This window comes from uncultured Microbacterium sp., from assembly GCF_963524805.1.
In the GTDB taxonomy this organism is placed as follows: Bacteria; Actinomycetota; Actinomycetes; order Actinomycetales; family Microbacteriaceae; genus Microbacterium.
Map to the genome: position 1 here is coordinate 108,575 of NZ_CAURGG010000004.1, position 13,269 is coordinate 121,843.

Here is a 13,269-nt window from a genome sequence, read left to right on the forward strand (position 1 = left end):
TGATCACCGCATGGCGACTCGCTCTAGGCCGTGGCCGTGGCGAGGGCGAACTCCGTGGCCTCGTGAACGGTCATCGCCCTGCCCCTGTCGCGCGCGGCCCCGAAGTCGCCGGCGCGCTCGGAGCGCAGCATGGACTCGACGAAGGGTTCGAACGTGACGACGCCCGCCTGCTCCCTGACCCCCGTGAGCTGGCGAACGGCCTCGGCCGCACCGGTGAGCACCCCGGCTCGCTCGACGTCGCCCTCGAGCACGGCGATCGCGATCATGCCCTCCAGGGCATACGCCGCACCGTCCACGTTGCCGAGGCCCGTCGCCAGCCTCAGGTTCCGTTCGAACAGGTCAGCGGGCCGCTCCCCGAGCGCGATGCCCGTCCACGCCCGATTGGTGATCGCGAGGGTGCACGCGAAGTCGTCGCCCTCCGCTTCGGCCAGAGCGAGCGCCTCGTCGAAGAGGGCAGCCGCGCCCGGCAGGTCGCCACCGCTCGCCACGACGCGGCCCATCGCCACCCGGGCCATGGACTCGACCGTCGGAGCGCGCCCCTCGACGATCGCGAGCGCTTCGCGGGCCGCGGCCTCCGCCTCCTGTCTTTCCGGCGGGGCTGCGCCGAGGTGCGCCAGCGCGAGCGAGCAGAGCATTCGGGCCTGGCTCGCCGTGTCGCCGAGAGTGCGGAACAGTCGGACGCTCTCTTCGAACGGAGCGGTTCGGACCTCGCCGCGGTCCTGCCAGAGGCTCACCCACGACGAGAAACCCAGGGCGATCGCCCGCGTGCGGTCGGAGACCTCGATGCCGGTGGCCAGGATCGCCTCGACCCACCCGCGAGCCTCCGGCATGAGTCCGCGGATCCACCAGTAGAGGAAGAGATCCCACACCACCTGCGAGAGCGTCTCGATCCGCCCGGTCTCCAGCAGATGCCGTCCGGCCGCCCGCAGGTTCTCGCGCTCCGCTCCGAGTCGTTCGATCGCCGCGACCTGCGTCCGGCCCTGCAGGAGGGGTGCACTGTCCTGAGCCAAGCGGATGTAGTGGGCCGCATGCAGGTCCCGGACCGCCTGCGCGTCGGGCTCGCCCTGCAGGCGCTCCACCGCGAACTCGCGCACCGTGGCGAGCATCCCGAACAGCGGGACGGCGCCGCCGTCGCGCGAGCGCACGAGGCTGTTGTCCATCAGCTCGGTCAGCAGCGTGAGCGTGTCGGTCCGCCACCCGGCGCCGGCGCACACCGCCTCCACCGCCTCCAGGCTGAACTCGCCGGCGAACACGCCGAGCCTCACGAGGAGCTCACGAGGCTCGGGATCCAGCAGGCTCACGCTCCAGGCGATCGTCGCTTCGATCGTGCGCTGCCGGTCCGGGAGGTCGCGTGCGGAACCCCGCAGGAGGGGAAGCCGCTGATCCAGACGGTCGATCATCATCGCCGGAGACAGCACGCGGATGCGGGCGGCGGCGAGCTCGATCGCGAGGGGCACGCCCTCGAGGGCGGCGCAGATGCGCGCGACCGCGTCGATGTTCTCCTCGGTGAGGTCGAACAGGGGATTGGCGGCTCGCGCACGGTCTCGGAACAGGCGCACGGCGGGAGAGCCGAGGGCCGACGCGACGTGGACGGCGCGCGATGGGTCGGGAAGCCCGAGCGGAGCAACCTCGAAGACGTGCTCGCCGCGCACCCGCAGGCGCGTTCGACTCGTGACGAGGAATGTGGCCAGCGGCAGTTCGGTGAACAGCCGGACGATGTGCGAAGCCGCATCGATCACCTGCTCGAAGTTGTCCAGCACGATCAGCATCGGGCGATCGCCGGCGGCGCGGGCGAGATCGGCCGCGGCATCCCCCCTGCCCGAATCCTGCACGCCCAGCTCGGCCGCGATCGCCGGAACGACGCGTGCGGGATCGGTGACGTGTTCGAGCAGCACGAACGAGACCTGCCGGTTTCCCGCCTGGGCCGCACGGTGAGCGACCTCGATGGCGAGCCGGCTCTTGCCGATGCCACCCGGACCGGCGAGGGTGACCAGGCGCACGGTGTCGCCGGCGAGCAGATCGAGCAGTGCCTCGACATCGGATTCGCGCCCGATCGCGTCGGTGTACGGCGCCGGAACCCGCTGCGGGGCCGCGGGGGGAGCCGTCGCCGGGCTGCGCGCGCTCCCGAAGCGCTCGGCGAGCAGCGTCGCGAGGTCTGCCGAGACCCGGCCGGCGAGCATCCCGGGTGTCGAGAACGAGACGTACGAGGCCGTGTCATCCGTCCGGATGCGCCCGATGAGAGCCTGGAGCTTCGGCTCGCGCTGCGCGGATTCCCTGAGGTAGATGAGCTTCGGCATGCCGGTGGGCACGAGGTTGTACTCGTCCTCCAGTCCCGAGACCTCCTCGCCCGGCGCGGTCCAGCCGTAGCTGTCCGCGTAGATGCCGACGAAGATGTCGCTCTGCGCCAGGTAGGCGCGATAGAGGTCGCGGGGCGGATGCGGGCGGGCGCCGAGCTCGAACATGACCGGGGCGAGCTGCATCCGCTCGATCGCGCCGCGGACGGCGCGCCGCTCGTCGGCGAGCTCTTGCAGCGTCGAACTCACGAACACCCGGATGCGCTGGTCAGGAGTGCGGATCACGGGGTCTCGCCCCCAGTCATGCACACATCATGGCCGGACCAGCGGGTCTCCGCCAGGGATCCGGCGGGAATCCGGGGCGTCGTCTCGCGGTTATACCGCACGATCGCAAACTTTTCAAGAACCCGACTGGACACGGCGTGGCAACCGGCGTATAGTTGGTCCTTGCGCTCTTGGATTCCCCCTGCCCTCATATGGTGGTCGGCTGTGCCTGCGTGCCCCCGCTTCTCGAACTCACCTTCTGAAGCGGAGTGTGGCGCCCAGGTTTTCGGGGACAGATGAGCACTCCACCCTGACGACAAGGAAACGAGCCCTGCCCGGGCCCACGGAGGTAATCCCCTTGGCTGCTGCGCGCAACGCATCTACCACCACCACCACCAAGAACGGCCGCGGAGCATCCCGCCTCTCGTTCGCCAAGATCACAGACACGCTGACGGTCCCCGACCTTCTCGCGCTGCAGACGGAGTCCTTCGACTGGCTCGTCGGCAACGACGCCTGGAAGGAGCGCGTCGCCGAGGCCAAGAGCATCGGCCGCACCGACGTGCCCGAGATCAGCGGCCTCGAGGAGATCTTCGAGGAGATCTCCCCGATCGAGGACCTGAGCGAGACGATGCAGCTCTCGTTCACGAACCCGTATCTGGAGCCGGAGAAGTACTCGATCGACGAGTGCAAGGAGCGCGGCAAGACCTACGCCGCCCCGCTGTACGTCGAGGCCGAGTTCATGAACCACCAGACCGGTGAGATCAAGACGCAGACCGTCTTCATGGGCGACTTCCCCCTGCAGACCGGCAAGGGCACCTTCATCATCAACGGCACCGAGCGTGTCGTCGTCTCGCAGCTCGTCCGCTCGCCGGGCGTCTACTTCGACCGCACGCCCGACAAGACCTCGGACAAGGACATCGTCTCGGCGCGCGTGATCCCCAGCCGCGGCGCCTGGCTCGAGTTCGAGATCGACAAGCGCGACCAGGTCGGCGTGCGCATCGACCGCAAGCGCAAGCAGTCCGTCACCGTCTTCCTCAAGGCGCTGGGCCTGACCAGCGAGCAGATCCTCGAGGAGTTCGCCGGCTTCGACTCGATCGAGGAGACCCTCTCGAAGGACACGATCCTCTCGAAGGAGGACGCCCTCCGCGACATCTACCGCAAGCTCCGTCCGGGCGAGCAGGTCGCCGCCGAGGCCGCCCGCGCGCTGCTGGACAACTTCTACTTCAACTCCAAGCGCTACGACCTGGCGAAGGTCGGTCGGTACAAGATCAACCAGAAGCTCGGCCTCGACGCCCCGCTGTCGGACTCCGTCCTGACCGTCGACGACATCGTCGCGACGATCAAGTACCTGGTCCGCCTGCACCGCGGCGACACCACCTTCACCGGTCTGCGCGGCGGCAAGCCCGCGGAGATCCGGCTGGACATCGACGACATCGACAACTTCGGCAACCGTCGCATCCGCGCGGTCGGCGAGCTGATCCAGAACCAGGTCCGCACCGGTCTGTCGCGCATGGAGCGCGTCGTCCGCGAGCGCATGACGACGCAGGACATCGAGGCCATCACGCCGCAGACCCTGATCAACGTGCGCCCCGTCGTCGCGGCGATCAAGGAGTTCTTCGGAACGTCGCAGCTGTCGCAGTTCATGGATCAGAACAACCCGCTCGCGGGTCTGACCCACAAGCGCCGCCTGTCGGCCCTGGGCCCCGGCGGCCTGTCGCGTGAGCGCGCCGGCGTCGAGGTGCGCGACGTCCACCCGTCGCACTACGGCCGCATGTGCCCCATCGAGACCCCGGAAGGCCCGAACATCGGCCTGATCGGCTCGCTCGCGTCGTTCGCGCGCATCAACGCGTTCGGCTTCATCGAGACGCCGTACCGCAAGGTCGTCCAGGGACAGGTCACCGACCAGATCGACTACCTCACGGCATCCGAGGAGGACGACTACATCGTCGCCCAGGCCAACGCGCCCCTCAAGGCCGGCGGCCACTTCACCGAGGACCGTGTGCTCGCCCGCAAGAAGGGCGGCGAGGTCGACCTCTTCCACGCGGACGAGATCGGCTACATGGACGTCTCGCCGCGCCAGATGGTGTCGGTCGCGACCTCGCTCATCCCGTTCCTCGAGCACGACGACGCGAACCGCGCCCTCATGGGCGCGAACATGCAGCGTCAGGCCGTTCCGCTCCTGCGTTCCGAGTCGCCGCTGGTCGGCACCGGAATGGAGGGCTTCGCCGCCATCGACGCGGGTGACGTGGTCACCGCCGAGAAGGCGGGCGTGGTCCTGGAGGTCTCGGCCGATGTCGTGACGGTGCAGCTCGACGAGGGCGGCACCCAGCAGTACTTCCTCCGCAAGTTCGACCGTTCGAACCAGGGCACGAGCTACAACCAGCGCGTCGTGGTCTCGGCAGGCGAGCGCATCGAGGCGGGCGAGGTCATCGCGGACGGACCGGCGACGGAGAACGGCGAGCTCGCGCTCGGAAAGAACCTCCTCGTCGCGTTCATGACGTGGGAGGGCCACAACTTCGAGGACGCGATCATCCTCAGCCAGGACCTGGTGAAGGACGACACCCTCTCCTCGATCCACATCGAGGAGTACGAGGTCGACTCGCGCGACACGAAGCTCGGCAAGGAGGAGATCACCCGTGATCTGCCCAACGTCAGCCCCGACCTGCTGAAGGACCTCGACGAGCGCGGCATCATCCGCATCGGAGCCGAGGTGCGCCCCGGCGACATCCTGGTCGGCAAGGTCACGCCCAAGGGCGAGACCGAGCTGTCGGCCGAGGAGCGGCTGCTGCGCGCGATCTTCAACGAGAAGAGCCGCGAGGTCCGCGACACGTCGCTGAAGGTGCCCCACGGTGAGCAGGGCACGATCATCGCCGTCAAGGAGTTCAACGCCGAGGACGGCGACGACGAGCTCGGCTCGGGCGTCAACCGCCGCGTCGTGGTCTACATCGCCCAGAAGCGCAAGATCACCGAGGGCGACAAGCTCGCCGGCCGCCACGGGAACAAGGGCGTCATCGCGAAGATCCTCCCCGTCGAGGACATGCCCTTCCTCGCGGACGGCACGCCGGTCCAGGTCATCCTGAACCCGCTCGGCATCCCGGGTCGAATGAACTTCGGCCAGGTGCTCGAGCTTCACCTCGGCTGGATCGCCCAGCAGGGATGGAAGGTCGAGGGGTCCCCGAAGTGGGCCGCCAAGATGCCGAAGGAAGCCCTCGAGGCCGCCCCCGGCACCAAGGTCGCGACCCCGGTGTTCGACGGCGCGTTCGAGTCGGAGATCGAGGGTCTGCTCGAGTCGACGAACGTCACCCGCGACGGTGAGCGCCTCATCGGCTCCAGCGGAAAGACCCTGCTGTTCGACGGCCGCTCCGGCGACCCGTTCCCGGCACCCGTCTCGGTGGGCTACATGTACATCCTGAAGCTGCACCACCTCGTGGACGACAAGATCCACGCGCGCTCCACGGGCCCGTACTCGATGATCACGCAGCAGCCTCTGGGTGGTAAGGCGCAGTTCGGTGGACAGCGCTTCGGTGAGATGGAGGTGTGGGCCCTCGAGGCCTACGGCGCCGCCTACGCCCTCCAGGAACTGCTCACGATCAAGTCCGACGACATCCTCGGCCGCGTCAAGGTGTACGAGGCGATCGTCAAGGGCGAGAACATCCAGGAGCCCGGCATCCCGGAGTCGTTCAAGGTGCTCATGAAGGAGATGCAGTCGCTGTGCCTGAACGTCGAGGTCCTCTCGGCCGACGGCACCGCGGTCAACCTCCGCGACACCGACGACGACGCCTTCCGCGCTGCCGAAGAGCTCGGCATCAACATCTCCAGCCGCTTCGAGTCCTCGTCGATCGACGAGATCTAAGCCGCCGGGTCCGATACAGAATTCCGATACAGGAGAACTGAGAACTAGTGCTCGAATCAACAACTTTCGATCAGCTGCGCATCGGCCTGGCCACTGCCGACGACATCCGTCGTTGGTCGTACGGTGAGGTCAAGAAGCCCGAGACCATCAACTACCGCACCCTCAAGCCCGAGAAGGACGGCCTCTTCGGAGAGCAGATCTTCGGGCCCTCCCGCGACTGGGAGTGCGCGTGCGGAAAGTACAAGCGCGTCCGCTTCAAGGGCATCGTCTGCGAGCGCTGCGGCGTGGAGGTCACCAAGTCCTCCGTGCGTCGCGAGCGCATGGGCCACATCGAGCTCGCCGCACCCGTCACCCACATCTGGTACTTCAAGGGCGTCCCGTCACGTCTGGGCTACCTCCTGGACATGGCGCCGAAGGACCTCGAGAAGGTCATCTACTTCGCCGCCTACATGGTGATCTCCGTCGACGACGAGGCGCGTCACCGCGATCTCGCCACGCAGGAGAACAACATCCGTCTCGAGCTGAAGACGCTCGGCGACCGGCGCGACTCGCGCATCGCCACGCGCCTGGGCAAGCTGGAGGAGGAGCTCGCGGCGCTGGAGGAAGAGGGCGCCAAGGCCGACCAGAAGAAGAAGGTCAAGGACGCCGCCGAGAAGGACATGGCGGGCATCCGCAAGTCCTTCGACGATCAGATCACCCGGCTCGAGAAGGTGTGGGAGGACTTCCGCACGCTCTCGGTCGGTGACCTCAAGGGCGAAGACGAGATCTTCCACGAGCTCCAGGACCGCTTCGGTCAGTACTTCGAGGCGTACATGGGCGCGGAGTCCATCAAGCGCCGCCTCGAGGCGTTCGACCTCGCTGAGGAGTCCGACTCGCTGCGCCTGCAGATCTCCGAGGGCAAGGGCCAGCGCAAGATCCGTGCGATCAAGCGCCTGAAGGTCGTCAACTCGTTCCTGCAGACCGGCATGAGCCCGGCATCCATGGTGCTCGACGTCGTCCCGGTGATCCCGCCGGAGCTGCGTCCGATGGTGCAGCTGGACGGTGGCCGCTTCGCGACCTCCGACCTGAACGACCTCTACCGCCGCGTGATCAACCGCAACAACCGTCTTCGTCGCCTGATCGACCTCGGTGCCCCCGAGATCATCGTCAACAACGAGAAGCGGATGCTGCAGGAGGCCGTCGACGCACTGTTCGACAACGGCCGCCGCGGTCGCCCCGTGACCGGTACCGGCAACCGAGCTCTCAAGTCCCTGAGCGACATGCTCAAGGGAAAGCAGGGACGCTTCCGCCAGAACCTGCTTGGAAAGCGCGTCGACTACTCCGGCCGTTCGGTCATCGTGGTCGGCCCGCAGCTGAAGCTGCACCAGTGTGGCCTCCCCAAGCAGATGGCTCTCGAGCTGTTCAAGCCGTTCGTGATCAAGCGCCTGATCGACCTCGGTCACTCGCAGAACATCAAGGCCGCCAAGCGCGCCGTCGAGCGCACGCGTCCCGAGGTGTGGGACGTGCTCGAGGAGATCATCCGCGAGCGCCCCGTGCTCCTGAACCGCGCGCCGACGCTCCACCGCCTGGGCATCCAGGCGTTCGAGCCCCAGCTCGTGGAGGGCAAGGCGATCCAGCTGCACCCGCTCGTGTGCGCCGCGTTCAACGCGGACTTCGACGGCGACCAGATGGCCGTCCACCTGCCGCTGTCCGTCGAGGCCCAGGCCGAGGCTCGCATCCTGATGCTGGCGTCGAACAACATCCTGAAGCCGTCCGACGGCCGCCCGGTCACCCTGCCTTCGCAGGACATGATCATCGGCCTGCACCACCTCACGACCGTCAAGCCCGGCGCAGCCGGCGAAGGCCGCGCGTTCGGTTCGGTCGGCGAGGCGATCCTGGCCAAGGACGAGGGCACGCTGGACCTGCAGGCGAAGGTGCGCATCCGCATCCCGGGTCTGACGTTCCTCGAGGCCGAAGGCGACACGCAGGAGTCCATCTCGGCGTACGAGCGCAACGGGCTCGTCGAGACCTCGCTGGGTCAGGCGATCTTCAACGACACGCTCCCCAAGGGCTACCCGTTCGTGCGCAAGCAGGCCGACAAGGGCAAGCTCTCGGAGATCGTGAACAAGCTCGCCGAGGAGTACCCCAAGGTCGAGGTCGCAGCGACCCTGGACCGCATCAAGGACGCCGGCTTCTACTGGGCCACGCGTTCGGGCGTGACGGTCGCTCTGAGCGACATCCTCACCCCGCCGGACAAGCCCCAGATCGTGGCGCGCCACGAGAAGGTGGCCGCGAAGGTGCAGGGCCAGTTCGAGAAGGGTCTGATCACCGACGCCGAGCGTCGCCAGGAGCTCATCAAGATCTGGACCGAGGCGACCGACGAGGTGCAGACCGCGATGCGGGCGAACTTCCCGGAGGAGAACACCATCAACCGCATGGTCTCTTCGGGGGCTCGTGGAAACTGGCTGCAGATCCGCAACATCGCGGGCATGCGAGGCCTGGTGAACAACCCCAAGGGTGAGATCATCCCGCGTCCGATCATCTCCTCGTACCGCGAGGGCCTGTCGGTGGCGGAGTACTTCATCGCGACGCACGGTGCCCGCAAGGGTCTGGCCGACACGGCCCTCCGCACGGCCGACTCCGGTTACCTCACGCGGCGCCTCGTGGACGTCTCGCAGGATGTCATCATCCGCGAGGACGACTGCGGGACGACCAAGGGTCTGGAGCTGCCGATCGCGGCTGCCGGTGCCGACGGCGTGCTCGTCAAGGACGCGAACGTCGAGAACTCCGTGTTCTCGCGCACCCTCGCCTCCGACGCGGTGGACGCTCAGGGCAACGTGCTGGCCTCGGCCGGCGACGACGTGGGCGACGTGCTGCTGAACACGCTGATCGAGGCGGGGGTGGAGACCATCAAGGTGCGCTCCGTCCTGACCTGCGACTCGGCCGTGGGAGTCTGCGCGCAGTGCTACGGCCGCTCGCTCGCGACCGGAAAGCTCGTCGACATCGGCGAGGCCGTCGGCATCATCGCGGCCCAGTCGATCGGCGAGCCGGGAACCCAGCTCACGATGCGCACCTTCCACACGGGTGGATCGGCCTCGGCCGATGACATCACCCAGGGTCTGCCTCGTGTGCAGGAGCTCTTCGAAGCACGCACCCCCAAGGGTGCGTCGCCGATCGCCGAGTCCGACGGTCGCATCACGATCGAAGAGACCGATCGCGCCAAGAAGGTCATCCTGACGCCCGACAACGGCGACGAGCCGCACGTCTACCCGGTGCTTCGCCGCGCGACGCTCCTGGTCGAGGACGGCCAGCACGTCACTGTCGGTCAGCCGATCCTGGTGGGCACGCTGGACCCCAAGGAGGTCATGCGCGTCATGGGCGCCCGCGAGGTGCAGCGCTACCTCGTGAACGGCGTGCAGGGCGTGTACCGCTCGCAGGGTGTGCCGATCCACGACAAGCACATCGAGGTCATCGTGCGCCAGATGCTGCGCAAGATCACCGTGGTCGACCACGGTGAGACGACGCTGCTTCCGGGCGAGCTGGTGGACTTCAAGAAGTACCAGAGCATGAACCGCGAGGTCGTGGCAGAGGGCAAGCGCCCCGCGTCCGGCCGTCCGGAGCTCATGGGCATCACGAAGGCGTCGCTCGCGACCGAATCGTGGCTGTCGGCCGCTTCCTTCCAGGAGACGACCCGCGTCCTGACGCAGGCCGCCATGGAGGGCAAGAGCGACCCGCTGCTGGGCCTCAAGGAGAACGTCATCATCGGAAAGCTCATCCCCGCCGGAACCGGACTTGCGAAGTACCGCAACGTCGTGGTCGAGGCGACGGAAGAGGCCAAGAGCGAGCGGTACCCCAACCGCATCTTCGCCTCGGACGGCGCCTACAGCGACGCCGACCTGAGCTACGTCGACTTCGACAGCTTCTCGACGGACGACTTCACTCCGGGAACCTATAACTAAGGCACTCGACGGAAACGCCCCGGTCCTCACGGACCGGGGCGTTTCTGCGCCTACCGTGGTTTCAGGAGGTGGGGGTCGTGGCGCGGACGGGGGGACGCAACTCGTGGATCGCATGGCCCGCGGGCCTGCTGTGCGCGGGCGTGGTCGGCACGCTGGCCTGGCTGGCGCAGCCGATGCTGCCCGTCTCCGTGCTCTGGGTCGGCGACATGCTGCGCGCCGCCACCACACCGCCGGTGGTCCTGCCGGTCGGCGAATCGCTCGCCACCCGGGCCGGCTCGCCGGGCGACATCGACTGCCGCGCGCTCTACCCCGACAGCCTGTGGGCGGAGCTCACCTGGACTCCCGACGTCCTTCTGTCGCAGGATGCCGCGCCGCCGCCCACCGAGGTCACCACGCTCACCGAGGCACTGACCCCTGCGGTGAGGCTGAGCTGCCACTGGCGCACCCACGACGGCAGGGCGATCGTGTCGACGCTTGCGGAAGTGGCGCCGGACGCCGCGCCGATCGCCGACGCGTCGCTGCGCGGTCAGGGCTTCACGTGCGCGTCCACCGCCGGTTCGCTGGAGTGCACGCGCCTGTCGGGCGACGTCCTCGAGGAGCAGACGATCCGCGGGGGACTCTGGCTCTCGAGCCTCGAGCGCGGCTGGCATCCCACGCAGTACGGCGCGCGCCTCACGGCGCACGTCTGGGGTCAATAGATGCTCGCCACGATCGCCGCCGTGTAGCCACTGGGCGCGAGGTTGCGGAAGGACGAGTCGATCAGGACGTCCTGCCGCCAGAACAGCGTGCGGCCCTCCGGGATCAGGTCCGGCTCGCTGAACCACGTCTTCTCGCAGCGCGTGCCGCCGTCGGGCGTGTAGCACTTGTAGCCCTCGGCGAGCAGGCCGTTGAGCATGTCCAGCGCCGGCCCGCGCGAGGCGTACGAGATCGTCGTGGTGAGCGCCGTTCCGGCAGCGGCCGGGTCGCCCCAGATGCACACGAGGCTTCCGTCCGTTTGAACACCGGACGAGCCGAGAGCGGGATCGTTCAGCGGAATGCCGCCCAGCTGCTCGAGCACCCCGGGCGTGAGCATCGCGCGGCAGTCGCTCGGCAGCGGGATGAGCGTGGGGGTGGGCGTCGCCGACCGGGTGGGATCCGCGGAACGGGTCGGGGATGCGTCCGCCGCCTGCGGAGCGGGGCTCGTTCCCGGCTCCGGGACGCACGCCGCGAGTGCGATCGAGAGCATAAGAAAGGATGCCGCAGCCCACGCGAGCGTCGAGCGGCTGACTGACATGCGCCCACCCAATCACCGCGGCGGGGTCGCGCGCGCCGCGCCACGCCCGCAATCCACGGCACGCCTGCGCGGGCGGACACGTCCTGCGGGTTACTCTCGCAGGGCAGGGACGCGCCCTGCGTGAGGAGTGCATCCGATGAGTGACTCGAAGTCGTCCTACGGCGACCCGGTCGAAGAGCCGCGGCCGGTCGATGATGTCGTCGGCAGCGCGAACGAGGGAATCGCCGACGCCGAGGCCGCGCGCCGCGATGCCGCCGTCTCCGACGCGCCCGTCGCCCACGAGTCCGTGTCCGATGCAGCAGAGTCCGAGAAGGCGCCGGTCGTGACCCACAGCGAGCCCATGGTCGACGAAGACCCCGAATTCGACAGCGCGATGTACGAGGCGCACGCAGACGACAGGACATCGGTCTCCCCGGCCGTCGCGACGGCCGCGGCCCCCGCCGAGACGTACGTGGCGCCGTCCGAACCCGTCGCTGAGACGGCGGTCGTCGCTCCGGCCGCCGCCGCGGGCACCGGTGCCGCGGTCGCCTACGCGCAGCCGCAGCCGATCTTCGTGCAGGCTCCCGAGTCGCCGCGTCCGCGGGGCAACCGCGGGGCCGCCGGAGCCATCGGCCTGCTGGCTGCGCTCGCCTTCGGCGTGCTGTACCTCGCCGTGTGGATCGGATTCGGCCTGCTCAGCGGCGACGTCACCGTCGACACGATCGGCTCCACGGCACTGGCTGCACTCACGACGTGGACGCTCTGGGTGCCGGTCGTCGTCTTCTTCATCGCCTTCTGGCTGCTCGGGGCGATCATCAACCGCGGCCGGTGGGGCGCATGGGTGATCTTCGGCCTGCTCGTCGGCGTCGCGGCCTACGTCGGTCACATCCTCGGCGCGCTCTTCCAGGCGCCGTTCTGGATGCTGACCGCGAGCCAGGGCGCGGATCTGGTGGAGGAGCAGCTCCTGGCTCCCCTCGCGATCGCCGCGTTCATCATCGGCCGCGAGCTGACGATCTGGTTCGGCGCGTGGGTCGCCGCGCGCGGTGCCCGGGTGACCGAGCTGAACGTCGAGGCGCAGCGCGAATACGAGCGGACGCTCGAGGCGGGCCCGCAGCTCACCCGCGTGTAGGCGTGTCCGGCCCCGCGCAGTCCTCGGGCGGACCGGTCCGCCCCTTGGTCGCGCTCGGCCTGGCGACGGTGACCTTCGTCGCCCTGCTGATCTTCGCGCTCGGCATGGTGAGCCTCGTCCTGAACGCGGACATCGTGCAGACGCCGGGCCTCGGCCAGCTGCCGGGGGTGTTCGCGACCGTCGCGACGACGGCGGTCTTCGCTCTCGTGCTCTGGCTCGTGCTGCGCACGGCCCAGCCCCGCTACCGCGGAGCGGTGAGCGCAGCGGTGGCCTGCTACCTGGCGTACGTGATCGCCATCTGGCTGGGCGTGCTGGTGGCGAGCGCGGACTTCGCGACCGCCGGCCAGGTCGCCGGTCGCATCGCGACGACGTGGTTCGGGGTGATGGTCGCCCTCGCTGCGGGCCTGTCGGCCCTGGGCGGCATCGCCCTCGTGCGGACGCGCTCGGATCGCCCGCGCTGGCCGTGGGAGGACGAGTTCGACGAGTGAGCGGCGCTCCCCTGGCGCGCCGAAAGCCCGGTCGACTCCCACGACACCCCG

At 68.6% G+C, this 13,269-nt stretch carries 7 protein-coding genes; 5 read left to right on the forward strand and 2 right to left on the reverse strand.

The window, feature by feature from the left end:
* Positions 1 to 23: 23 nt before the first annotated feature.
* Positions 24 to 2,579 (reverse strand): DUF4062 domain-containing protein, encoded by a 2,556-nt coding sequence (locus RWQ91_RS10325; protein ID WP_314505703.1) that lies wholly within the window; start codon positions 2,577 to 2,579, stop codon positions 24 to 26.
* A 337-nt stretch (positions 2,580 to 2,916) separates the two neighbouring features.
* On the opposite strand from RWQ91_RS10325, the gene rpoB reads away from it, so the two are divergent.
* The 3 genes from rpoB (at position 2,917) to RWQ91_RS10340 (ending at position 11,047) form a co-directional block, all read left to right on the forward strand.
* On the forward strand, positions 2,917 to 6,411 hold the full coding sequence (rpoB, locus tag RWQ91_RS10330; protein ID WP_314505704.1) for a DNA-directed RNA polymerase subunit beta: 3,495 nt from the start codon (positions 2,917 to 2,919) through the stop codon (positions 6,409 to 6,411).
* A 47-nt stretch (positions 6,412 to 6,458) separates the two neighbouring features.
* Positions 6,459 to 10,349 (forward strand): DNA-directed RNA polymerase subunit beta', encoded by a 3,891-nt coding sequence (locus RWQ91_RS10335; protein ID WP_314505705.1) that lies wholly within the window; start codon positions 6,459 to 6,461, stop codon positions 10,347 to 10,349.
* Positions 10,350 to 10,426: 77 nt separating this feature from the next.
* On the forward strand, positions 10,427 to 11,047 hold the full coding sequence (locus RWQ91_RS10340) for a hypothetical protein (RefSeq protein ID WP_314505706.1): 621 nt from the start codon (positions 10,427 to 10,429) through the stop codon (positions 11,045 to 11,047).
* On the opposite strand, the gene RWQ91_RS10345 is transcribed toward RWQ91_RS10340, so the two are convergent.
* Positions 11,041 to 11,622, reverse strand: a complete 582-nt coding sequence (locus RWQ91_RS10345; RefSeq protein WP_314505707.1) for a hypothetical protein — start codon at positions 11,620 to 11,622, stop codon at positions 11,041 to 11,043. The two genes, RWQ91_RS10340 and RWQ91_RS10345, sit on opposite strands and share 7 nt — an antisense overlap.
* Positions 11,623 to 11,758: 136 nt before the next feature.
* On the opposite strand from RWQ91_RS10345, the gene RWQ91_RS10350 reads away from it, so the two are divergent.
* Entirely contained in the window at positions 11,759 to 12,730 is a 972-nt protein-coding gene (locus tag RWQ91_RS10350; protein WP_314505708.1) for an ABC transporter, read from the forward strand.
* A gap of 2 nt (positions 12,731 to 12,732) precedes the next feature.
* On the forward strand, positions 12,733 to 13,218 hold the full coding sequence (locus RWQ91_RS10355) for a hypothetical protein (RefSeq protein ID WP_314505709.1): 486 nt from the start codon (positions 12,733 to 12,735) through the stop codon (positions 13,216 to 13,218).
* The last annotated feature ends 51 nt before the right edge of the window (positions 13,219 to 13,269 follow it).